Here is a 23,286-nt window from a genome sequence, read left to right as displayed (position 1 = left end):
CCCCTCGCCCCTCGACACTCACAACCCATACTCCCGCTGCGCAATGAGTCGCGCCCACTCCAGCGGGCTGAAGGGTGCAGCCGCGAGCAGCCCTGCCAACAGACAGAAGACCGCTGTGATGACAGGCGGCCAGAGGAGGGCGCCCATGGTCTCGAAGCGGGTTTGGAAGTGGTGCTCCTTCGGCCAGGACGCCGGCAGCGGCCGGAACCAGGCCCGATAGAGAATGGGCAGGAAATACCCCGCGTTCAGCAAAGTGCTGGTGGCGAGGATCACCAACACCCAGTGCTGACCGGCCTCGACTCCACCGAGCCCGAGGTACCACTTGCTCACAAAGCCCGCGATGGGCGGGATGCCGATCATGCCCAGCGCGCCGATGGTGAAGGCGAGGGTGGTCAGCGGCATTCGGCGGCCCACTCCGTCCATCTGACTCACGTTGGCGACGCCTAGGGTCTCCGCATAATTCCCAGCGCAGAAGAAGAGCGTGATCTTCATGATGCCCTGATGCACCAGGTGCACCAAGCCGCCGACGGTAGCGACGGGTCCGAGTAGTGAGGTGCCGAGCGCGATGTACGACACCTGGCTGACCGTGGAGTAGGCGAGCCGCTTCTTCAGCCCGTCCTGTGTCATCGCGAGGATGGACCCATAGACGATGGTGAAGGACGCAAGCACCGACAGCACAGCCAGCAGCCCGAGCTCCCCGGCGAGCGTGACACCGTAGACGTCGTACACCACGCGGACGATGCCGAAGGCGCCGGCCTTCACCACGGCGACGGCATGCAGCAGCGAGCTAACCGGCGCCGGCGCCACCATGGACTGGGGTAGCCAGCCGTGCAGCGGCACCAGCGCCGCCTTGACGCCGAGCCCCGCCAACAGCAGGCCGAAGATGACCACCAGCTGGCCGTGTAGGCTCGCCGGCAGGTCATCCAGGATACCGCCCTCCACGAAGTCCACCGGCCCCGTCAGGGTGCGCAGCCACACAGCGCCAACCAGCAGCAGCAGGCCCCCGGTGAGGGTGTAGGCCAGATAGATCTTGGCGCCGCGGGTGGCCTCCGGTGTGCCGCGATGGGCCACCAGCGGATAGGTGGCGAGGGTCAGGATCTCGTAGAAGATGACGAAGGTCAGCAGGTTGCCCGAGAGCGCAATGCCCACGGTGGCGGACACGCACAGGCTGAAGAAGCCGAAGAAGCGCGAGCGGTTGGTGGAGTGCTCCAGGTAGCCGATGGCATAGACCGTGGTAATGAGCCAAAGCACCGTCGACAAGGTGACGAAGAGCACCGACAGCGCATCGGCATTCAGCACCAGCGTCAGCCCGGGTGCGATGGCGATGCGGGTCTCGAAGACCTGCCCCAGCCAAACGCCATAGATCAACAGGCCTACCAGGATCAGCTTGGCAACGGCACCGGTCAGGTTGAGCACCGTGCGCAGGGTGTGGCTCTCTTCCCGCACCAGAAAAATGAACACGCCGGGCAGCAGCGAGCTCAGCACGATGACGCCGGGCAGGAGGCTTGCGTAATCCCAGCTCATGCGCCGCCTCCTGCATCACCGAGCCCGAGCAGCGTCCAAAGCGGCCCCGAGGCCAGGCCAAGCAGCGCCACCGACACCAGTGCCAAGGTCAGTGCCGGCACCTCGGCACGGGCGTCGGTGACGAACTTGAGCGGTGTCGGCTCCAGGCCGAAGGCACGGCTCAGCACGCGGAAGATGTAGGCCGAGGCCAACAGCGTCCCCGCGGTGACCACGATCACCCACCACCACTGGCCGGTGGCGATGGCGCCCTGCATCAGCAGCCACTTGCCGATGAAGCTGCCGCTGGGCGGCAGACCGATGAGCGCCGAGCCCGACAGCGCGATGGCGAAGGTTGTCGCCGGGAGCCGCTGGGCAGTCCCGCCGAGGTCGTCGATGCGGTCGTGGCCGGCGTTGGTCTGTACCAGGCCAGCGGCGAGAAAGAACCCCGCCTTGGCAAAGCCGTGGGTCAGTGCCATCAGCAGCAGTGCCGCGAGCAGATCATCCCGGGCAGGGCCCGGCGGCGTCGCCGCCAGCAGGGGCAGAAACAGGAACAGATAGCCGATCTGAGCGACCGTGGAATAGGCTGCCAGCAGCTTCAGCCGCTCCGCCCGCAATGCCCGCCACGAGCCCCAGATCACGGCGACCGCGCCGAGCATTGCCGGCAGCATCGCCACCGCCATGTCCGTGATGGGCCAGAATAGATCCAGCCACAGCCGTAGGATCAGGTAGAAGGCTGCCTTCACCACCAACGCCGACAATGCGGCGCTCACCGGTGCCGGTGCGTTGGCGTGAGCAGGCGGCAGCCAGAAATGCAGCGGGAAGAGTGCGGCCTTGAGCGCGAGCCCGGCCACCATCAGCGTCATGGCCGCGGCGTTGACGCCGTAGAGCTCAGGCGACGCCGCGACACCCTGGGCCAGCAGCCCCAGGTCTAGGGTGCCGTAGGCGGTGTAGAGCAGGGCCACGCCGAGGAGGTAGCTGATGCTGCCGAGCAGCCCCACCAGCAGATAGCGCAGGTTCGCTGCCACCGCGTCCCGGTTGCCGGTGAGCGCGCCGAGCGCCGCAGCAGCAATGCCGAGCAGCTCGAGCATCACGTACAGGTTGAACAGGTCGCCGGCGAGGAAGAGGCCGTTTAGTGCCGCCCACAGGAGCAGCCACAGGGGCCAGAAGGAGCGCACCCGTATACGATCGTGGAAGTAGCCCGTGGCATAGACGCTGATGCCGAGGCCCACCAGGTTGGCCATGAGCACCAGGGCCGTGGCGATGCCGTCGGCGCGCAGCGCAATGGCGAGCTCCGCATCCCAGCCGCCCAGCATGAGGTGCAGGGTCCCGTGCTGCCAGACGGTGGCCGTGAGGGCCACGGCGGCGGAGGCCGTAGACAGTGCCGCCACAATGCCGAGCGTCACCGCCCAGCGCGGCAGTGCGGTTACCAGCATTGCGCCCAGCAGTGGCAGCGCAATGCAGAGCACCAATGGATCGGTCATCGGCTTTGGTCTTCCTCTTCCGCGTCCTGCAGACGCGCGCCCAGCATCAGCGCCAACGCCGTGGCACTGACGGCGACGACGATGCCCGTCAGCACCAGTGCATGCGGCACCGGATCTGGCGGCGCCGTGTCGCCGCGGTAGGCGATGGCGATGAACACGTGGAAGACGCCCGCGCCGGTGATATTGAGCGCGATGATCTTGCGCAGCAGGGGCTCGTGCACCAAAAAGGACCAGAGCCCGAGCACGAAGAGCATCAGGCCAGCAGCGCCGTAGAGGAACTGTGCGGTCAGCATGAAGGACGGTTCTAGGGCTGAGGGCGGAGGGCCGGAGTTGGGTCGGGCGTGGGCGTCTCCGCCGCGGTTAAGGCGTCTTCGTCCTCGGCGGTGGGCTGCGCCTCGGGGCCCGGCGGGCGGCCGCCGACATAGGCCGCTGCCAGCGCCACACCGATAGCAACGGTGGCCGCCATCTCGATGAGCAGGATGAGCCACTTGGCAAATTTGGGCGGATAGGTCAGGAAGCCTGCGCCGAAGGCCATGAGCCCGAGCCCGACTAGGGTGAACACAAGCACACCCAGCACCAGCAGCCAGCGTTGCGCGCCCTCGCCGGGCAGGCCGGCACGCGGATCGCCCGCGAGGCGCACGATGACGCCGGCGGCTCCCAGGAGCGCGCCCGCCTGGAACGCGCCGCCGGGCGCGTAGCCGCCCACCCACAGCAAATAGCCCCCGGTGACGATGAGCAGCGGCACCACCCAGGACACCATACCCGCCAATACCGCCCCGGAGCGCTGGAAGCCTGGAGCCGCCGGTCCGAGGGACCAAATGCCGAGCAGTGCCGCCAGCAGCACGGCGAGCTCCATGAGGGTGTCGTAGGCGCGATAATTGAGCAGCACCGCGGTGACCGGGTTGCTGACCCCGGTGCCCGGCAGGCGCTCGTAGGCCAGGTCCGCAAGGCGCGGCGCCGCTCCGGCGCTGAGTGCGATGAAATAGAGCCAGGTCAGCGCTGCTCCCAGCACCGCCAGCGACACCGCCACCAGCAGGCTCAGATCACGGTTGCGCTCGGCGGCCCGCGATTCGCTCTGCGACATACTCATGCCTCATCGCCTCCGCCGTCGCTGCGTGTGGACGTGCGGGCGGCCCGCCGCGCAGCCGCGAGCATGAGCGCGCCGCCAAGCCCGGCGCCGATGGCTGCCTCGGCCAGAGCCACGTCGGGCGCGCGCAGCCGCGCCCACACCAGCGACAGCCACAGTCCAAAAGCGATGAAGAGCATCACGGCCCGGCGCGGCTCGGGGCTCAGCACCGCGGCGAACGCCAGCGCGAGCAGCGTGACGAGCAGCACGCCGTCGAAGATGATCAGCAGGGTCAGCTGGCTCATTGGGCGTCCTCGCCGTCGCCGCGCAGGGCGCGCTTCGCGATCAGGTGTGCGCCCGTAGCGCCGGACACCATCACCAATATCCACAACAGCAGCAGCTTGGCGGCATAAATGACGTTCGGCGCGTACAGGATGAGCCCCAACATGATCAGCCCGAGTCCCAGATTGTCCGCCTTGGTGAGGGCGTGCAGGCGGCTGAACAGGTCCGGCAGGCGCAGCAGTCCAATGGTGCCTGCAATGAAGAAGACAGCCCCCAGCGTCACGCAGACGGCCGCGAGTAAATGCAGCATGGTGTCAAGGGACATGGGCTGAGATCGGGCTTCGGCTGGCGGTTGCGACCGGACGTTGCGCGCTCAGGCCTGGTCTCTACCTGCGCGCCGACGCGTGAAGGCCGCCACCGAGACCGCGGCCAGCAGCGCGAAGATCAGCGCCACATCCAGCAGCGCAGGAACCTCCAGGGCCAGTGCCAGCAGCAGCAGCACGGCGATGCCGGAAGTGCCGAGCAGCTGGGCCGCCATCATCCGGTCGGCAGGCGTTGGGCCGATCACCACGCGCACCAGTCCGGCGGACATGGTGAGCAGCAGGAGCAGCGCCATGGCGAGCAGGAACTCAGGCATCATCCCAGAAGGAGCAGTTGGACGGTCGTCAGGGCGCGTCCCGCGCGGTGTCCAGCAAGGCACAACGAGGCGGAATAGTCATTCTATTCCAACGAGTTGTAACGCAGCTGGGCGCCGCGCGGGGCGTGCCATGGCGGCCGTAGCGCCGTTCACCCTGTGGGTGACGCGCCGAGGCCTTCTGAATCACAACAAGCACGGGCATTTGCCTATATTCCGGAGCGGTCAACTGCTCTTTCTGGGATCATGCCCCGCCGATGCCGCGGCCTCCTGAGCCGCCGCCTGCGCCTCGGCGCGTGCCAGCGCCAGAGCGTCTTCGCGGGCGCAGCTGGTGACCGTCACGATGGGTGCGCCGGTCACCTCCTCGCCGAAGAGCCGCGCCACCCGCGCCTCCAGGCGTTCCAGACCCGCCACCATGGCTTGATCGCTGTCGAGCGCATGGATCTGCACCAGTCCCTTGCGGATATCCGCCGACAAGGTGCCCGGCAGCAGGCTGATGGTGTCGAGGAACACGACCTGCGCTGCAGGGTCTTTGAGACGGGGGCGGTAGCTGACCAGCGCGGGGTCGATGCGCAGGCGCGGCGCCAGGACGCGCCGCGCCACGTCCACACCGCCGAGCACCGACTCCCAGACGAAGAAGGGCACGAACGCGATGAGCCGCAGCGGCCGCGGATCAGCACCCACCAAGGTCGACAGACGGGCGGCGGCGTAGCTGGCCAGCAGGACGGCCGGCACACCAACAATCCACGAGACCGGGTCTGTACCTACCAGCACCAGCCATAACAGTGCAAAGAGCACCAGGCGCGTGGTCCAGCGCAATAATTTGCTGCCAGCAGAGGGAAGTGTCGCGTCGGCCAAGGTCGGCGCCTGTGTGAGAATCGGTCACGCGGGTCACAGAGAAATGGGCCGGTGGCGGCCGATTTCCACGGGCGGCGCACGATATTCGGATTTGTCGATCGATGCAATCCACCATCGCGTGGCCCCGCAACGGGTCGGCACGCGGCACGGCGAGCGGCTGTATCACTGCCGGCCGGCCATAGGATACAGTTACAGTCTGTTGCGTCGCGCTGCTTGTAATCGGCGCCACCGGGCGCCACGTGCGCAAACATTCAAGCACATTCCCCGCGCGGAAACGGCGTCCTGCCTCGAGCTGTGGCACGCAGCACGGTCGTCAGCACGACGATACGGGGGCACGCGCGGGGAGGCGGGTTAGAACCGTAAGCTGACGGCTAAGACAGATCGAGAGGTATCAGACATGTCCAACGGCTCGTTGAGCGACGCCGACCGCATCCTCCGCTCGGAGGACAGCGAGGCGGCCCCGAATCGCGAGGCGCCCGTCGCGGCGGAGCCCGCCTCCCAAACCGACCAAGCGGATGACGGCAAGGACCACGGCGGGGTGCTGCGCTGGAGTGTCATCGCCATCGTGCTCATCGCCGTCGTGCTCTTCGGGCTCGGCATCTGGTGGTCCCTTCAGCCGTCGAAGTTCGACGTTGAAGAGGAAGTACAGGCCCTGCTCGGTGCCGACGCGCGGCCGGTGCCCGGTGCCGTCACAGTCGCGAGCGCCATCGCGGTGGCGGATACCCTGCTGAACAAGCCGGGCGGCTACCTGAGGAACGACATCACGCCGCCCGGCATCCTGATGGACAACATGCCCTCCTGGGAGTACGGGCTGCTGACCGAGCTGCGCGATTCCATCCGGGCGCTGCGCAACGACTTCAGTCGCTCTCAGACCCAATCCATCGAGAATGAAGACCTCAAGAACGCCGATGCCAACTTCAACTTCGACGCAGAGTCCTGGATTCTGCCCTCGTCGGAGGAACAGTATCGCCAGGGCGTCGAGGCGCTGCGCCGCTATCTAGATGAGCTCATGGCGGGAGTGCCGCAGGCACGCTTCTACGCTCGCGCCGACAACCTGCGGGCCTACCTGATGGTCGTGGAGAAGCGCCTAGGCAGTTACGGCCAGCGCTTGTCGGCGAGCGTCGGCGACGAGGAGCTCACCGCGGCCCTAAGCAGCGAGGGCACCGCGCCGCCGCCCGCCAGCGGCTCGACCGTGGCCGTCAACCGCACCGCCTTCACCGAAATCGACGATGTATTCTACGAGGCCCGCGGTTACTCCTGGGCGCTCCTGCACATGATGAAGGCGCTCGCAGAGGATTTCGCGCCAGTGCTGGAGCAGAAAAACGCGGAGGTGTCGATGCAGCAGATCATCCGCGATCTGGAGTACGCCACCATGTTCAAACTCTCGCCGATGGTGCTGAACGGCAGTGGCTTTGGCGTGCTCGCCAACCACTCGCTGGTGCTCGCCTCGTACATGTCCCGCGCCAACGCGGCTGTGCTCGACCTGCGCGTGCTGCTCGAGCGTGGCTGACGACGAGATACCGTCGCCACCCGCCGCGGCGGCGCGGGCCGGGCTCGCCGGCGCGCTCGCCGCGGCGCCTCTTCAGGACTACCTCGAAGAACTGCATACGGCACTGACGTCCATCAGCGACGGCGCGCTCGCCGACTACATCCCGGAGCTGACCCGTGCGGACCCCGGCTGGTTCGGCATCGCGCTGGCCACCGTGGACGGGCACGTCTACCAGGCCGGCGAATCGCGACGGGCCTTTACTGTCCAATCCATCTCCAAGGCCATCGCGTACGGTGTCGCACTGGAGGACCGCGGGCTGGATGCGGTGCTCTCCAAGGTGGGGGTGGAACCTTCCGGGGAGGCTTTCAACTCCATCAGCCTCGAGCCGACCACGGGCCGGCCGTTGAATCCTATGATCAATGCCGGCGCCATCGCCACCACGGCATTGGTGCGGGATGACCAGGCGCCGGCGCTGGAGCGTCTGCTGGCCGCCTTCGCGCGGTACACGGGCCGCGACATGGATATCGACGAGGCCGTGTTCCGGTCCGAGCGCGAGACGGGCCATCGTAACCGCGCCATCGCCCATCTGCTGCGTGGTTACGGCGTCCTAGAGCGCTCGCCGGAGGATGCAACCGATATCTACTTCCAACAATGCTCCATCCGCGTCACCGCGCGCGATCTGGCCCTGATGGGGGCCTGCCTCGCCAACGGCGGCGTCAACCCGGTCACCGGCGTCGTTGCGCTGAAGCGCCGATACGTCGACAAGGTGTTGTCTGTCATGAGCACCTGCGGCATGTACGACTACTCGGGCGGTTGGATCTTCAATATCGGCATGCCCGCCAAGAGCGGGGTCGGCGGCGGCATCATGGCGGTGTTGCCGGGCCAGTTCGGCCTCGGCGTGTTCTCGCCGCCGCTGGACGCCAAGGGCAACAGCGTCCGCGGCATCGCTACCTGCGAGCGCATCTCCCGCGATTTTGGTCTGCACATGTTCAACGTGGCCCGTGCCACTTCGGCAACGGTACTGCGTCGCAGCTATGACTGCCGGCAGATCCGTTCGCGGCGGGAGCGCAGCGCCGCTGAACAGGCCGTGCTGGCCGCACGGGGCGGCTGCGTCCGCGTCTACGAGCTGCAGGGCGAGCTGGTGTTCGGCAGCGCCGAGTCCGTTGAGCTCTCTATGCTGACCGATTTGGGCGAAGCCGACTGTCTGGTGGTGGACTGCAAGCGCGTCGTCAGTGTCGGCGATGCCGCGGCGCGATTGTTGCAGCGCCTCGCCGAGCGCGTTGCGGCCGCCGGCAAGCACCTGTATTTCACCGAGACCATGCACCTGTACGGGTTCCGACGGCTGCTGCAAAAGGCCAATGCCGCCGGCAGTGCGGATTGGCTGCGCTTCGACGACACGGACCGCGCCGTGGAGCACTGCGAGCAGCGCTTGGTGGATGCCGCCGGTGTCGCGCCCGTCGTCGTCGATGGCGAGGATCTGCACAACCACTACCTTTGCCGGGGGCTCGCTGAGGACCAGCTTGGGGCCGTCCGCGCCGCCGGTCGGGAGCGGCGCTACCCCGCCGGTGTGCCGGTCATCAGCGTCGGAGAGACGGCGCAGAGCTTCTTTTTCATCCTCGCCGGCGAGGCCGACGTCTGGGTCGGCACGGGCGGCGGCACTGCCGGGCGACGCGTGCGCCTTACCACCCTTGGCCCCGGCACGGTGTTCGGCGAGATCGGCATCCTCGACCAGGAGCGGCGCAGCGCCAACGTCACCGCCAGCACGGCGCTCACCTGCCTGGAGGTGCCATTCGCGGGGCTCGACCCGGCTATCCGCGAGCAGATGCTCGCCAATATGGCCCGGCATTTCGCAGGCATGCTGCGGGAGAACGCGGAGCTGGTGCGGCATTTATCCTGACCGCACTCTGTCAGACCTCCAGCTACCGCTCATGTGCGGCCGCTTCGTCCAACATGCCGATCCTGAGCGCTACGCGAGCCGCTATGCTGCGGAGGTCGACAGCGAGGCGCTGGGCGACTGGCGCCCTAGCTACAACGTGGCCCCGACCCGCCCGGTGCTGGCCATCCGCGCCAGTCGAGGTGAGGCGGCGGCTGGCCGCCGCGAGCTGACGAGTCTGCGCTGGGGGCTGATCCCGAGCTGGTCAAAGGGGCCGGATAACCGCTACAGCATGATCAACGCCCGGGCCGAGACCGTCGCAAGCAAACCCGCCTATCGCAACGCCTTCAAGCGCCGACGCTGCGTGATTCCGGCGGAGGGCTTCTACGAGTGGCAAGCCGCCGCGCACGAAACCCGGCAGAAGGGCAGCCAGGCGAAGCAGCCGTTTTTCATCCATCGCAAGGACCATGCCCCCATCCTCCTTGCAGGCCTCTGGGAAATCTGGCGTCCTGAGGAGGGCGAGCCAGTGCATTCCTGCACCATCGTGGTGACCGATGCCAACGACGCCATCGCATCCGTCCATGACCGCATGCCCGTGGTGCTGGAGCCGGCTGTCATGGACCGCTGGCTCGATCCGGAGCAAACCGATCCGGAGGACCTGCTGTCGTTGCTGCGTCCGAGCCCCGCGGCGGATTGGGCAGTGACGCCGGTCTCGCGGCGGGTCAACAGCCCGGCGAACGACGACGCCGACCTCCTCAGGCCGCTCGACGAAGCTGACGCGCAGACCGCCGACAACGCTCGGCGCCGATAAAGTGCCCACGGATCGCAGAGCAGATTGTGGAAGCCCATCCAGCGGCGGCCCACGCTGGGGCCGCAACTGTAAGGGGAATGGCTCTTCCGCCGCGGGGCCGGATGGCGCATGCTGAGCGGCTTTGAAATCTGCTCAGCGCAGTGTCGGCGTGTAGCCAGGCACAATAGCCGCTCCAGCGCGTCCGTCCTCACGTCCACTGGTCTTAGAATCGCGACGCCGCCGGTTGTGATGCCAAGGCGAGGCTGATGCTCGCTGGCTCATCTGTGTCGACTTAGGCGGCTGCCCAGAGCGGCTCGAGCGCGCCCGCCCAAGCAGTAACAGACCAGGTCCTGCGCAAGCCTTATCACGAAAGCCCGGGGCAACCGCCACCGCTATCAAATAGCTGTCCGGCATGATCCGAGCACGATCAGGAGTAATCCGCCAATGAAGAAACAATCCTTACGACTCCGGGCACGCCCAGTCACACTCGTGCTGCTGGCGCTCACCGTCAGTGGCTGTGCGAATCTCGGGACCCAGGTCGAGCCTGGCCTGCCGAAGACGGCAGCGTACCCGAAGGACCAGGCCATTGTGATGCTGCTGCCGACCGCCGCCGAAGGGCGCCTGGGGGAGGCGGTCGATGCCATCCAGTCCGGCTACAACGCAGCGCTTGCGCGGGATCCGGATCACTCCCGCAAGCCCGCCATGGAGGATACGAGCCTCGACGCCTTGGCGGCGTTCGAGACGGCCGCTGGGGCGTCTCCGCCACCGCTGATCATTGGGCCGCTGCTGAAGAAGAACGTCAATGCGGTGGCCGAGGCACGATCAGAACAGAGTCCACCGATGCTGGCGCTGAACGAGGCCAACCGCTCTCAGGCCGGCATATATCAGTTTGCGCTCGCACCGGAGGACGAGGCCAAAACCGCCGCGCAGATCATCAACGACCTGAGCGAGTCGCAGACGGGCTCGCTCAAGACGGCCATTGTCTATCCGCGGGCGGACGATTGGGGTGAGCGTATGCGCACGGCATTCGTCGCCGCACTCGACGATGCTCCCGTCGCAGAGATCCCCTACACGGCGGGTGGCGCTGGGGATCTACGCGACCAGGTTTCGGGGGCGGATATCGTCTTCATGGTTGCCAGGCCGAATGATGCCGCGACGGTGTACGAGGGACTTGGCGGGGGCGACGCCGGCATGCCGGTGATCGCCACGTCCCACGCAGCCGACAGCAAAGCCGATGCCGCGGACAAAGCCGGCCTCTTCTACGTGGACGTGCCTTGGCTCGTGGACCAAGAGATGGCGCGGGAGTACATCGCCAGGAGCCCGAGCAAGCCGAAGTCGGCCCACACCAAGGGCGAGCTGGGGCGGCTCTACGCCATGGGTATCGATGCCTATTATCTGGGGGGGTTGGTTGCCAATGGGGGCCGCGCCCCGAGCGCGCCGCTGGCCCTGCCCGCCGGCATGACCGGCGATCTCAAGTTCACGACGACCGGACGCTTGATGAGCCGGCGGCTTGTCCTCGGCCGCATTGGTGAAGGCGGTGCCACCGGCCTGGCCGCCGCCGAAGACATTGCAGCCGCAGCCGAAGCCAAAGCTGCAGCCAAAGCAGGCGAAAGCGGCGCGGCGGACGGGAGCAACGAGGCGGACGGGAGCAACGACGCGGACGAGGCCTGAGGCGCGCTGAGCTGCCCGGCGCGGATGCATCCCGGCCACAGCCGGGTAGTGGCGGGCGCCGCGGTGGCGACGAGGCCACTTCGGGTCGACCGGTGGGCGTCGGCTGCTCCGGCTGCTCAGCCCACCTCGAGCCTTCAGCGCGCGAGCCGGGCCAGCCGGGCCTGATAGCGACGCATCACGAGGATATGCCCCACGGCCTGGGTGACCACATAGACATACCAAGGCAGGGCCGGCGCATAATCGTGGATGGCCGTCATGGTGTAGCGCCCGTCCAGCAGGGTTTGGAATTCGAAGCGTGGGCGCCCCGGTGATGCCAGCCTCGCGAGCAGGCCGCCGCTGATCGCGTACACTTGCCGATTCCGTGTGCTCACCGCGGGCTGGTGGGTGAGGGCCAGCAGTTTGATGGGTAGGATGCGGACCCAGACCTCAACCTGGTTGTGCGCATCCACACGGCTTCGTACCAGCGGCCAGCAGCACTCTCCAAGCCAGCGGAAATAGTTGCCTGCAACCCAGGCGGCGTCTTGTCCCGGCGGCAGGATGACCCGCTGAATGGAGCGCACCAGGGATTGCTCGCGCATCACAGTGGCGTCCGCATCGCGGATGTGCTCGCGGGGGTTCGGCTTGAGGCGCTTGGTATTCGGATCGATACAGGCGGCGAGGGCATCGGCAAAGCCCATGGCGTCCGGTTGGATCGCCCGCTGCAGCGGGTTGTCGCGCATGACCGTGTCCTGCGGCAGGCTCTCGACGATGGCGCCCACCATCTGTGGTGGCGCGCCACTCACCAGACGGGCAGTGACGGAGGCGACGCTGTTCGGCAGGAAGGGCACCCGCAGGAAGAGACGCGTCTTCCCGAGCACGCGCGCGGTGTCGCGCAGCATCTGTTCATAGCTCAGCTCCTCCCCGCCGCCGATGTCGAAGGCACCCCTGTAGCGCTCGGGCTGCCCCAGGCAGTGCAGGATGGCCCGCACCAAGTCCTGGAGCGCAATGGGTCGGGTCAGTGAGCGTGCGGATGGCGGTAGCGCCAGCACCGGCAGCCGGCGCACCAGGTCCAAGAGCAGGTCGGGGCCGGTGCCGCCGGGGCCGACGACGAGGCTCGCGCGTAGGGCCGTGACGGGCGTGCCGTGAGAGCCCAGCACCATCTCCACCTCGCGCCGGCTCCAGAGCAGCGGCGAGAAGCGGAAGCTCCGCGGCATCACACCGCTGACGAAGACGATCTGCTTCAGCCCGTTGGCCGCCGCGGCGCGGGCGAAGTTGTCGGCGAGTACCAGGTCCATATCCCGCGGGCGGGCCTGGGTGAGGCGGGACGAGGGCGCCAACGAGTGCACCAGGTAGACGGCAGCATCTGTACCGGCTAGGGCCGCCTCCACGTCCGGCGCCGAGAAAAGATCGCAATGCCGCCAGGAGAGCCCCGGCACTAACGAGGGGGCCGCCGCGCGCGCCGGAGAGCGGGTCAACGCCAGTACTTCGGTGCGGGCGGCGAGCTCCGGCGCCAGCGCTGTGCCGATGAAGCCGCTGGCGCCGGCGATCACCACTCGCAGATGACTGGCCAGTTTGTGAGTTTCCTCCGTGTCGGGGCTCCGGGCGGTTAGATGCACGATCTCGTCGGGTCCGTGGGGCGGGGGCTCAGTTGCGGTCTTCCCGCGCCCTTGAGGCGGACCACCCCATGACCTGTCGCCAAGTAGCACACCGGCGAAAGGGATCCGTTCCGGCTGGCGTTGCTATGGGCGGTTTTCGGGATAGACGCTGGGTTGAAAAAGGTCATCATATCGTCACCCTATAGGTCGAGCCGTGCAGCGCTGCCTCCGGCGCGGCCAGACGCTGTTTTCCTTCCCGCCGGCCCCGCCGAAGCACCCACTCTATAAGGAGCTGCCGCTATGATTTCCGACGCCATGCGCACGCGGATGAACGAACAGATCAACCGTGAATTGTATTCTGCGTACCTCTATCTCGCCCTGTCCGCACACTCAGAGCGGGCGAACCTCAAGGGTACCGCGGCCTGGTTCATGGCCAAGCATACCGAGGAAATGTCGCACGCCCTGAAGATGTACCGCTACCTGCTGGATCAGGACGCGAAAGTGGACCTCACTGCGGTCCCGGCGCCGCCGGTGGCCCCCGACGGGGTGCTGGCGATGTTTGAGGAGACGCTGGAGCATGAGCGCGAGGTGACGGCCGCCATCAACGATCTGGTCGACCAGGCGCTGTCCGAGAAGGACCATGCCACGAACATCTTTCTGCAATGGTTCGTGACCGAGCAGATTGAAGAGGAGGCGACCGTCGGCGACATCATCGGCCGGCTGCAACTGTTCGGCGACAAAGGGCAGGGCCTGCTCATGATCGACAACGAGCTCGGCGCAGCCGCCAAGACCATGGCCCAGACGGCAACGGCGGACGCCGCCGCATGATCGCGGGAGCGAGTTGGCGTCCGCTGTGGGGCGCGTGACTGCGGCCCCATCCGCGCGGCTTGGCCGCGAGAACCTAGGCCCGAACGCCTTACCATGGGCAAGAAAAAAGACAAGTGCTGCGAAAAATACAAGAAGGACAAACGCTGTAAAAGCTGTCCGAAACGCAAAGGCAACTGAGCTTGACGGCATCGCCATGCGCTATCTGCCATGCCCGTCCGGGTCCGCCCTTTGCAAAACCACTGCGGCAAGATGAGGCCAAGGCGCGCGTGCGCCGCTCAGTGCAACCGTCGAGTCCCAAAAGGGGGAAAACCATGGTCCAGCCGAACCCTTTGATGCGCTGCCTTACTGCTTCGCCGTCCGCACTGCTGCCGATGCTCCTGCTCGCTGCAGTGGCCCCGGGGGCTCTCGCCGACGCCGAAGATGACTGGCCCGATTGGGCCGATGAGCCCGATCTCATGGAGCAGGTGGCCGCCGTCAGCGACGGCGAGCTGCGCTTCCTGCCTGCCGCAGAGACCGACGGCGAGCATGCCCACTTGAACCGCATCCGGATTACCGAGGACAGCTTGGACGGCGGCTGGGTGACGTTGGAGCAGTGCCACGAAAACATCGACGCCGTGCCCGCGGCACAGATCCTGTTCCGAGCCGGCGGCATCCGCGACCTTACCATCGCCTCGAGCCGCAACATCGGGCGCGCCTGGGTGGAGGGCCACAGTGTGCAGCTGGAGGACGTGGGCCGGGATGCGGTGCTCTGCATCCGTGCCGAGAGCCAGGCACTGCGAGATCTTGGAGATGGCCACTACCGGCTGCGCAACGGGCCCTATATGCGCCGCTTCCTCGACGGCTACTACCCCATGCGGGTCACGCTCGACATCAAGTATCCGTCGGACGTGATCCAGATCGTGGGTCAGTCCCCGTCCACACAGCCCGGCTTCAATGTGCAAAACGGCGGCTCCGACCTCAGCGTTGATGCCACGTTTGAGGGCCGGCTCGTCACCTGCTTCGACTTCTGCCGCCGCGGCGGCGACTGCGCGGGTCCGGTGCCGTCCTGCGAGGGCGGCTGAGCCTTATGCGCCGCAACTGAACCGAGCGGAGTTGCACCCGTGGCAAACCCCGAGGTCATGGTCGCCGATATCACGACGCTCGACGTGGACGCCATCGTCAACGCCGCCAACAGTTCGCTGATGGGCGGGGGTGGCGTTGACGGTGCAATTCACCGCGCAGCCGGTCCCGAGCTGCTTGAGGCCTGCCGCCCGCTTGGCGGCTGCCCCACCGGCGAGGCCCGCATGACGCCCGGTTTCGCACTGCCCGCGAAATGGGTGATTCATGCCGTCGGCCCGGTGTGGCGCGGCGGCAAGTCGGGGGAAGCGCAGCTGCTGCGGAGCGCTTACCGTGCGAGCTTCCGGCTCGCACGCGAGCACGGGGTGAAGACCATCGCCTTTCCTGCCATCAGCACCGGCGTTTACGCATATCCGAAAGACGCCGCCGCGGCCATCGCCGTGGATGAGATGCGCGCGCATGCGGACGCCTTCGATCGCATCATCGCCTGCTGCTTCAGCGAGGCCGACGCGGATGGCTATCGACGACACCTCGAGCCGGCTGCTCCTTGAGGGCTCAGGCTGCAGGCCTGGCTGGTGGCGCCTGTGACCCTGGCTTGCAAAGGCGTCTGCTGGCGAGGCGGTGCCTCAGACCCACAAGCAACCGGTTCGCCGGCGCGACACCGGCTTGTCCGGCCGCACCCCCTCCTCAGCCCTCAGCCCTTGGCCCTGTCAGCGCCTGAGACATAGCTGGCAACAGAAAGCTCGACACATCTGCAAATGTCGAGTGCGGCCAAGCAGACCAGTGACCAGCCCCTTGCTCAAACCATCACGCCCGGCGCAAAGCTGTAGCTGTCGATGATGTTGACGTAGTTGGCGCGCTCGAACTCCGCCGGATTCGGCACGGCAAGGGCGCTGACCCGCCCGCGCACGTCTTCGATGGACTCGAAGCCCTGCTCCTCCATCCATTGCTCGAGCCCCTTCAGGATCACGCCGATCTGGCCGGGGCCGTTCTTGAGCAGCGTGCTGCACAGGTGCACCACGTCGGCACCGGCGAGCAAGAGCTTGATGGCGTCATCGGCGGTGTGGATGCCGCCGGTGGCGCCGAGTGAGAGGTTGTCGATGCGCCCGTACAGGATCGCGATCCAGCGCATGGCGAGCAGGGCCTCCGCCGACGTGGACGGATGCAGGCTCGGCTGCAGGCGCAGGCTGTCGATGTTGATGTCCGGCTGATAGAAGCGGTTGAAGAGCGACACGCCGTCCGCACCGGCGGCGGCCATCCGCTGCACCATATTGCCGACGGAGCTGAAGGTCGGCGAGAGCTTCATGTTGATGGGGATGGAGATGCTGTTCTTGAGGGTGCGCAGGATCTCCAGATAGCGCTCCTCCACCGTGCTGCCGGATTGGTCGATGTCGGCGGCGATGTAGTAAACGTTGAGCTCCAGCGCGTCGGCGCCCGCGTCCTGCAGCTCGCGGCCGTGCTCCACCCAGCCGGACGGCGTGGCACCGTTCAGGCTCGCGATGACCGGGATGTCCAGGGCCTCCTTCAGCGACCGCAGATTCTCCAGATAAGGCTCGGTGCCGGTGCTGAAGTCCTGCCAGTCCGGGAGGATGCTTTCGCCGATTTCCGCGAAGCCCGTATCCTGGTGGTGCAGGAAGCGGTTCATGGTCTCCGTGTCCGCGGTAATGGCCTCCTCGAACAGGGAGTACATGATGATCGCCGACGCACCTGCATCCTCCAGCTGCTTGCTCTGATCGACGCTCTTCGACAGCGGCGAGGCGGACGGGACGATGGGGTTCTTGAGGTCGAGGCCGAGGTATTTGGTGGTCAGGTCCATGGGTGCTCCAGTGTCGAGGTTCGAGTATCGAGGATCGAGTATCGAGGATCGAGGATCGAGTCACGTAGCAAGGGGCGGGGCACCCCTCGCTCCTCGTTACTCGCTACTCGTCACTCGTAACCGGCTTCTCCGCCTTCTGCCACGCCAGATGCGCCAGCTGCTCGTAGAGCGAGTACTTGGTCTCCACGTGCTTCTGCGCGAGCTTCAGGAAGCGCTCGGCGTCATCCGGGTGGGTGCGGTTCAGCACGCTGAAGCGGGTCTCGCTGGCCAGATAATCCCGGTAGGGGATGCTGGGCCGTTTGCTGTCGATGTGCAGCGGGTTCTCGCCGGCGTCGACCTTGCGCGGATCGTACCGGAACAGCGGCCAGTGCCCTGAGTTCACGGCCATGTCCTGCTGGCGCAGGTTATTCGACATGTCCACACCGTGGGCGATGCAGGGCGAGTAGCAGATGAGCACCGATGGCCCCGGGTAGGACTCCGCCTCCAGGAAGGCGCGCACGGTCTGCACGTCCTTGGCGCCGAAGGCGACCTGCGCCACGTAGACGTTCTCGTAGGCCATGGCCATCATGGCGAGGTCTTTCTTGAACGTGGGCTTGCCGCCGGCGGCGAACTTGGCCACGGCGCCCATGGGCGTCGCCTTGGACTTCTGGCCGCCGGTGTTGGAGTAGACCTCGGTGTCCAGCACCAGCAGGTTCACATCGCGGCCGGTGGAGAGCACATGGTCGACGCCGCCGTAGCCGATGTCGTACGCCCAGCCGTCGCCGCCGACGATCCAGACGCTGCGCCGCACCAGGTGCTCACAGACGCTCGCCAGGTTGGCTGCCTCCGGGGTGTTGATGGACCGGAGCTTGTCCTTGAGTGCCGCAACCCGCTGGCGCTGCTCGTGGATGCCCGCCTCGCTGGACTGGTCGGCGTTGAGCAGGCCGTCGGCCAGGTCGGTGCCGATCTTGTCTGCGAGCAGCGTCACCAGCGTCCGCGCCTGCTGGTTGTGGGCGTCCACGGCGAGGCGCAGGCCCAGCCCGAACTCGGCGGTGTCCTCGAACAAAGAGTTGTTCCAGGTGGGGCCGCGGCCCTCCGGGTCCGTCGTGTAGGGCGTGGTGGGCAGGTTGCCGCCGTAGATGCTGGAGCAGCCGGTGGCGTTGCCCATCAGCATACGGTCGCCGAACAGCTGTGTGGCGAGCTTCACGTACGGCGTCTCGCCGCAGCCGACGCAGGCGCCCGAGAACTCGAACAGCGGCTGCAGCATCATCGCGTGCTTGATCTTGTGTGGGTCGAGCTTGGTGCGATCGTACTCGGGGAGACCCAAGAAGAAATCCCAGTTCGGCTGCTCGATGTCGTGCCGCTCCTCGGCGGGCAGCATGTTCAGCGCCTTGCGCTTGGGGTCCTTGCGGTCGCGGATGGGGCAGACCTCCACGCAGAGCCCGCAGCCGGTGCAGTCGTCCGGCGCGATCTGATACGTGATCCGGTAGTCCGCCGGAAAGTCCTTGCCCTTGACCTTCGCATGCAGGAAGTCGCCGGGGGCGTTCTCGGCCATCTCGGCCGGGAAGATCTTGGCTCGGATGGCCGCGTGCGGGCACACCAGCGGGCACTTGCCGCACTGGGTGCAGAGGTCCTCCTCCCACTTCGGCAGCTCCAGCGCGATGTTGCGCTTCTCGTACTGCGTGGTGCCCGTGGGCCAGGTGCCGTCCGGCGGCATCAGGCTCACCGGCAGCTCGTTGCCGCGGCCGGCGATGAGGGTGGCGGAGACGCGCTGCACGAAATCCGGCGCGTGATCCGGCACCACCGGCGGGCGCTCGAAGGTGCTGGTCACCTGCCCTGGCACCTGCACCTGGTGCAGGCCGGCGAGGGTCGCGTCGATGGCCGCATAGTTGCGATCGAGCAGCTTCTGGCCCTTCTTGCCGTAGGTCTTTTTTACCGCCTGCTTGATCTGCGCGATGGCCTCGTCCTTGGGCAGGATGCCGGAGATGGCGAAGAAGCAGGTCTGCATGATGGTGTTGATGCGCCTGCCCATGCCGGTCTTCTCGGCGATGTCATAGGCGTCGATGACATAGACCTTGATGCCCTTGTCGATGATCTGCTGCTGCATGGACTTCGGCAGCTCGTCCCAGAGCAAGTCCTTTGGCGTCGACGCGTTGATCAGGAAGGTCGCACCCTGCTTGGCCTTGTCCAGCATCTCGTAGCGGGTGAGGAAGGTCGGCTGGTGGCAGGCGACAAAGCTCGCCTCGTTGTCGCCGATGAGATAGGTGCTGTTGATGGGCTTGGGGCCGAAGCGCAGGTGCGACACAGTCACGGCGCCAGCCTTCTTGGAGTCGTACTCGAAGTAGCCCTGACCGAAGTTCGGCGTCTCCTCACTGATGATCTTGATGCTGTTCTTGTTCGCGGAGACGGTGCCGTCGGAGCCCAGGCCGTAGAACACACACTCGGTCACGCCCGCGGCGGCGTCCGGCTTGAAGCTCGGGTCCCACTCCAGGCTGGTGTGGCTGACGTCGTCGATGATGCCGATGGTGAACTTGTTCTTTGGCTTGTCCTTGGCCAGCTCGTCGAAGATGGCCTTGACCATGGCCGGCGTGAACTCCTTGGACGACAGTCCGTAGCGACCGCCCACCACTCGCGGCATGCTGGCCATGTTGCCCTCGGCGACGGCTTCGGACAGCGCGGTGACGACGTCCTGGTACAGGGGCTCGCCGTTGGCGCCGGGCTCCTTGCACCGATCGAGCACGGCGATCTTCTGGGTGGTGACGGGCAGAGCAGCGAGCAGATGCGCGGGGCTGAAGGGCCGGAACAGCCGGATCTTGATCAGTCCAACCTTCTCGCCGTGATCGGCCAAGTGCTGCACCGCCTCCTCGGCGGCGCCGATGCCGGAGCCCATGAGCAGGATGACGCGCTCGGCATCCGGGGCGCCCACGTATTCAAACAGCTTGTACTGCCGGCCCGTGAGCTTGGCGAGCTTATCCATCTGCGCCTGCAGGATGTCGGGCAGGGCGGCATAGAACGGGTTCACCGTCTCCCGGCCCTGGAAGTACACGTCCGGGTTCTGCGAGGTGCCGCGGATAATGGGGTGGTCCGGGTTCATGGCCCGCTCGCGGTGGGCCTGGATCAGCGACTCGTCGATCATCGCGCGGATGGTCTCGACCGGCAGCTTGTCGATCTTGTTGACCTCGTGCGAGGAGCGGAAGCCGTCGAAGAAGTGCAGGAAGGGGATCCGGCTCTCCAGAGTCGCCGCCTGGGAGATCAGCGCAAAGTCCATGATCTCCTGAATGTTGGCCGAGCAGAACATGGCGTAGCCGGTGGCGCGGCAGGCCATGACGTCCGAGTGGTCGCCGAAGATCGACAGGCCCTGAGCCGCCAGGGACCGGGCCGAGACATGCAGCACCGTCGGCGTCAGCTCGCCGGCGACCTTGTACATGGTCGGGATCATCAGCAGCAGGCCCTGCGACGCCGTGAAGGTAGTCGACAAAGAGCCCGCCTGCAGCGCGCCGTGCAGGGAAGCGACGGCACCGGCCTCACTCTGCATCTCGATGACGTCGGGCACCGTGCCCCAGAGGTTCTTGATGCCGAGGGACGACCACTCGTCCGACCACTCGCCCATGGGCGAGGCCGGCGTGATGGGGTAGATGGCGATGACCTCGTTGGTCATGTGGGCGACGTAGGCGGCGGCTTCGTTGCCGTCGAGGGTGACCATTTGCTGCTGCGACATGGATACTTCCCGCGATTGAGGGTGGCTGCAAGAATTGCTGCGTCGGGGACGGGGGATACGGTGCGGCCAACACGGCGCCACGGCGGCCGTTTGGGCGCGCGGTGGCCGGGGCCATTGGCGTCGACTATATCCCTTACGGCCCCGGCGGCCACTGATCCAGGTCCAACGGCCGGCGATAATCGCCGTGAGGCATGATCCGGATCAGCCAAGGTGGAAAAGGCGTCATGCAAAGCATTGACGTGTGGGTAACGGCGCCGCTTGGGGCAGCTACGGCAGGCGCGAGTCGGCGCGGCCTGTGCCGGTGTATCTGCCGTTCGCAGCTTGGTGCTCAGGGAATCTGGCCCTTTTGCTTTTCCGGGCCGAGCCCGGTAAGAAGCCGGCATGGCTGCGGTACCCACAGACATGTCGTTTGCGCTGCGCGCCATGCGCGACGAGGACATTCCTGCGGTGCTGGAATGTGAGCGCGCCAGCTACACGACGCCCTGGACAGAGGGGATCTTCCGCGACTGCCTGCGCGTACGTTATTGCTGCTTGGTGGCAGAGTCCCGGGACATGGTGGTGGGGCACGGCATCATGTCCGTGGCCGCTGGGGAGTGCCACCTGCTGAACATCTGCATCCACCCGCTCTTCCAACGCCTCGGCATCGGCAGGCGTCTGCTGCGCCGCCTGCTGGCGTTGGCGCGCCGCCAGCAGGCGGACTCGGCCTTTCTGGAAGTGCGGTTATCCAACAGCGCTGCCATTGCGCTCTATCGCGCTGAGGGCTTCGATGACATCGGCATCCGCAAGGGCTATTACCCGCATGCGGACAATGATCCATCCCGCCGTGAGGATGCGTTGATGATGGCACGCTCCCTGTAGCCTGCCCAAAAAAAGGGGTCAGAGCCCTTTTTTTGGGTCAAAAAAAGGGCTCTGACCCCTTTTTTAAGACGGGCGCCGTCAGCCGCCTTCCCGGAACCCGGGGTACAAGGTCATGCCGCCGTCGACGTACAGCGTCGTCCCCGTCACGTAATCCGAGGCGTCCGATGCCAGCCAGACCGCGGCGCGGCCGATGTCCATGGGCTCGCCGATACGCCCGTACGGGATCAGCGTCAGCAGGTCTGCTTCCGCTTCCGCCGTCTCCCACGCGGAGCGGTTGATGGGCGTGCGAATGGCGCCGGGTGAGATGCCGTTGACCCGGATGCGGTGCTCGGCGACCTCCTGTGCCAGGCTCTTCAGGAACATCAGCACGCCGCCCTTGGAGGTGGCATAGTTCACGTGGCCGGCCCAGGGCACGATGTCGTGCACGGACGACATGCAGATGATCTTGCCGGCGGCACAGGACAGCTTCGGGTTGATCCCCTGGCGCAGAAACGCCCGCACCGCCTCCCGCGCGCACAGGAACTGACCCGTCAGGTTCACCTCCAGCACCTTGTTCCACTGCGCGAGTGTCATCTCGTGGAAGGGGGCGTCCCGCTGCAGTCCGGCATTGGCCACCAGAATGTCGATGCCGCTCCAAGCGTCGATCATGTTCTGGAACATCCGCTGCACCTGGCCCTCATCGCTGACGTCGGCCTCGAGCGCCATGGCCTCGCCGCCCTCGGCGCGGATCTCTCGGACCAGCTGCTCGGCGGCCTCTGGATTCACGACATAGTTGATGGCCACGCGGGCGCCGGCCTGCGCGAGTGCACGGGCGACGGCGGCGCCGATACCGGAGTTCGCACCGGTGACCAGCGCGCGCTGGCCGCGGAGGGTGTCGGGGTGGATGGGCGGCATGTGCAGACTCCTGCGCGGCTTCGGCCGATGCGGTCAAATGATCATCTGAGGACTACGGCAGCCCCGCGCCGGGCACCGCGACGTCTGTGATTTCGATGCGTCCGCTCCTGAGCTGCGCCGCCTGTTCCGGGTCGCAGGTCTCTGCGGTGCAGACGTGCAGCGTGCGCCGCTGCGGGCCGCCGAGCATGCAGGCGTAGGGTGTGCCCGCGGTCTCGCAGCGGGCGAGGATCTCGCCGCCGCGGGCGACGCGCAGCGTCTCCTGCGTGCCGGGGGATGCGATCCACAGCGCTCCCTCGGCATCCAGGCAGAGGCCGTCCGGCGTGGCCTCGCCCAGCTCTGCCCAGACGCCGCGGTCCGTCATGCGCCCATTGGGGCCGAGCTGGAACCAGCTCACGCGGTTGGCGAAGGTCTCGCCGACCAGCAGGGTGCCGCCATCTGGTGTGATGGCAGAGCCATTCGGAAAGACGAGCCCGTCGGCGAAGGGCTCGACGGCGCCGTCCGTGTCCACCAGCAGGAGCGCCGTTGGCGTTTTGGGCGCACCGCCGTCCACGTCATAGCCGAAGTTGCCGGCATAGATCCGGCCGGCCGCGTCCACCACCATGTCGTTGCAGTGCCAGGGGGCGTGCTGCGACAGATCCGCATACGGCAGCAGCGCGCCGTCGACGATGCGGACGATGCGACGCATGGTCATCAGTACGCAGACCAGGTCGCCATTGGGCAGCCAGCCGAGCCCGCCGGGGCGGTCCTCGGCGGTAGCGATGGTCTCGAGGCTGCCGTCCGCCGTCCTCGCCCGTCCCCTGTGGGCGTGCTGGTCCGTAAACCACACGCGGCCGCCGTGCCAGCGGGGGCCCTCCGGCAAGGCCCGGCCGTCGGCGCCAGCTCGGGCGTCGGTGGCCTGCAACGCCGGCGCCCCCGC

Annotated in this window: 21 protein-coding genes; 8 read left to right on the top strand and 13 right to left on the bottom strand. The window is 66.8% G+C overall.

Annotation, left to right across the window (positions count from 1 at the left end; genetic code table 11):
• Window positions 1–18 precede the first annotated feature (18 nt).
• From I6U14_RS01440 to I6U14_RS01405, 8 genes are all read right to left on the bottom strand, one after another.
• On the bottom strand, window positions 19–1,524 hold the full coding sequence (locus I6U14_RS01440; RefSeq protein ID WP_296896275.1) for a proton-conducting transporter membrane subunit: 1,506 nt from the start codon (window positions 1,522–1,524) through the stop codon (window positions 19–21).
• On the bottom strand, window positions 1,521–2,984 hold the full coding sequence (locus tag I6U14_RS01435; protein ID WP_296896273.1) for a proton-conducting transporter membrane subunit: 1,464 nt from the start codon (window positions 2,982–2,984) through the stop codon (window positions 1,521–1,523). The genes I6U14_RS01440 and I6U14_RS01435 overlap by 4 nt, the downstream gene beginning before the upstream one ends.
• Window positions 2,981–3,277: an NADH-quinone oxidoreductase subunit K gene (locus I6U14_RS01430; RefSeq protein WP_296896272.1), complete on the bottom strand. Its 297-nt coding sequence runs from the start codon at window positions 3,275–3,277 to the stop codon at window positions 2,981–2,983. The genes I6U14_RS01435 and I6U14_RS01430 overlap by 4 nt, the downstream gene beginning before the upstream one ends.
• Before the next feature lie 11 nt (window positions 3,278–3,288).
• Window positions 3,289–4,074: an MnhB domain-containing protein gene (locus I6U14_RS01425; protein ID WP_296896270.1), complete on the bottom strand. Its 786-nt coding sequence runs from the start codon at window positions 4,072–4,074 to the stop codon at window positions 3,289–3,291.
• Complete coding sequence (locus tag I6U14_RS01420; protein WP_296896269.1) at window positions 4,071–4,355, bottom strand: DUF4040 domain-containing protein; 285 nt, start codon at window positions 4,353–4,355, stop codon at window positions 4,071–4,073. The genes I6U14_RS01425 and I6U14_RS01420 overlap by 4 nt, the downstream gene beginning before the upstream one ends.
• A complete protein-coding gene (gene mnhG, locus I6U14_RS01415) occupies window positions 4,352–4,657 on the bottom strand; it encodes a monovalent cation/H(+) antiporter subunit G (RefSeq protein WP_296896268.1) in 306 nt (101 codons plus the stop codon). The genes I6U14_RS01420 and mnhG overlap by 4 nt, the downstream gene beginning before the upstream one ends.
• A 48-nt stretch (window positions 4,658–4,705) precedes the next feature.
• Complete coding sequence (locus tag I6U14_RS01410) at window positions 4,706–4,969, bottom strand: monovalent cation/H+ antiporter complex subunit F (RefSeq protein WP_296896287.1); 264 nt, start codon at window positions 4,967–4,969, stop codon at window positions 4,706–4,708.
• Between the two features lie 222 nt (window positions 4,970–5,191).
• On the bottom strand, window positions 5,192–5,785 hold the full coding sequence (locus I6U14_RS01405; RefSeq protein WP_296896267.1) for a Na+/H+ antiporter subunit E: 594 nt from the start codon (window positions 5,783–5,785) through the stop codon (window positions 5,192–5,194).
• A gap of 436 nt (window positions 5,786–6,221) precedes the next feature.
• Here I6U14_RS01405 and I6U14_RS01400 point away from each other — a divergent pair, with 436 nt between their 5' ends.
• From I6U14_RS01400 to I6U14_RS01385, 4 genes are all read left to right on the top strand, one after another.
• A complete protein-coding gene (locus tag I6U14_RS01400) occupies window positions 6,222–7,334 on the top strand; it encodes a DUF2333 family protein (RefSeq protein ID WP_296896266.1) in 1,113 nt (370 codons plus the stop codon).
• Entirely contained in the window at window positions 7,327–9,210 is a 1,884-nt protein-coding gene (glsA, locus tag I6U14_RS01395; RefSeq protein ID WP_296896265.1) for a glutaminase A, read from the top strand. Before I6U14_RS01400 ends, glsA begins: the two co-directional genes overlap by 8 nt.
• 31 nt (window positions 9,211–9,241) lie before the next feature.
• Window positions 9,242–9,997, top strand: a complete 756-nt coding sequence (locus I6U14_RS01390; protein WP_296896264.1) for an SOS response-associated peptidase — start codon at window positions 9,242–9,244, stop codon at window positions 9,995–9,997.
• Window positions 9,998–10,420: 423 nt separating this feature from the next.
• Complete coding sequence (locus I6U14_RS01385; RefSeq protein ID WP_296896262.1) at window positions 10,421–11,647, top strand: penicillin-binding protein activator; 1,227 nt, start codon at window positions 10,421–10,423, stop codon at window positions 11,645–11,647.
• A 134-nt stretch (window positions 11,648–11,781) separates the two neighbouring features.
• Here the strand turns inward: I6U14_RS01385 and I6U14_RS01380 are convergent, their stop codons facing one another.
• Window positions 11,782–13,242 carry an NAD(P)H-binding protein gene (locus I6U14_RS01380; protein ID WP_296896260.1) on the bottom strand — a complete coding sequence of 487 codons (1,461 nt, stop codon included), beginning with the start codon at window positions 13,240–13,242 and terminating at the stop codon, window positions 11,782–11,784.
• A gap of 279 nt (window positions 13,243–13,521) precedes the next feature.
• Here I6U14_RS01380 and I6U14_RS01375 point away from each other — a divergent pair, with 279 nt between their 5' ends.
• The 3 genes from I6U14_RS01375 (at window position 13,522) to I6U14_RS01365 (ending at window position 15,656) form a co-directional block, all read left to right on the top strand.
• On the top strand, window positions 13,522–14,049 hold the full coding sequence (locus I6U14_RS01375) for a ferritin (protein ID WP_296896258.1): 528 nt from the start codon (window positions 13,522–13,524) through the stop codon (window positions 14,047–14,049).
• Between the two features lie 311 nt (window positions 14,050–14,360).
• Entirely contained in the window at window positions 14,361–15,110 is a 750-nt protein-coding gene (locus I6U14_RS01370; protein ID WP_296896256.1) for an alpha/beta hydrolase, read from the top strand.
• Window positions 15,111–15,167: 57 nt separating this feature from the next.
• Window positions 15,168–15,656 carry an O-acetyl-ADP-ribose deacetylase gene (locus I6U14_RS01365; protein WP_296896286.1) on the top strand — a complete coding sequence of 163 codons (489 nt, stop codon included), beginning with the start codon at window positions 15,168–15,170 and terminating at the stop codon, window positions 15,654–15,656.
• A gap of 248 nt (window positions 15,657–15,904) precedes the next feature.
• On the opposite strand, the gene I6U14_RS01360 is transcribed toward I6U14_RS01365, so the two are convergent.
• Together I6U14_RS01360 and nifJ are read right to left on the bottom strand one after the other, a co-directional pair.
• Window positions 15,905–16,921, bottom strand: coding sequence for a dihydroorotate dehydrogenase-like protein (locus I6U14_RS01360; RefSeq protein ID WP_296896254.1), 1,017 nt, complete (start codon window positions 16,919–16,921; stop codon window positions 15,905–15,907).
• Window positions 16,922–17,024: 103 nt separating this feature from the next.
• Window positions 17,025–20,618 (bottom strand): pyruvate:ferredoxin (flavodoxin) oxidoreductase, encoded by a 3,594-nt coding sequence (gene nifJ / locus I6U14_RS01355; RefSeq protein ID WP_296896252.1) that lies wholly within the window; start codon window positions 20,616–20,618, stop codon window positions 17,025–17,027.
• A 381-nt stretch (window positions 20,619–20,999) separates the two neighbouring features.
• Here nifJ and rimI point away from each other — a divergent pair, with 381 nt between their 5' ends.
• Window positions 21,000–21,476: a ribosomal protein S18-alanine N-acetyltransferase gene (gene rimI / locus I6U14_RS01350; protein ID WP_296896250.1), complete on the top strand. Its 477-nt coding sequence runs from the start codon at window positions 21,000–21,002 to the stop codon at window positions 21,474–21,476.
• A gap of 78 nt (window positions 21,477–21,554) precedes the next feature.
• Here the strand turns inward: rimI and I6U14_RS01345 are convergent, their stop codons facing one another.
• Window positions 21,555–22,370, bottom strand: coding sequence for an SDR family oxidoreductase (locus I6U14_RS01345; protein ID WP_296896248.1), 816 nt, complete (start codon window positions 22,368–22,370; stop codon window positions 21,555–21,557).
• 52 nt (window positions 22,371–22,422) lie between these two features.
• On the bottom strand, window positions 22,423–23,286 hold an 864-nt coding region (locus I6U14_RS01340; RefSeq protein WP_296896246.1), incomplete at its 5' end, for an SMP-30/gluconolactonase/LRE family protein.

The sequence above is a fragment of the Thiohalocapsa sp. genome, assembly GCF_019695415.1.
Classification (GTDB): domain Bacteria; phylum Pseudomonadota; class Gammaproteobacteria; order Chromatiales; family Chromatiaceae; genus Thiohalocapsa.
Note: the sequence above shows the minus strand (reverse complement) of the source record. Positions and strands in the feature narration are given on the sequence as shown.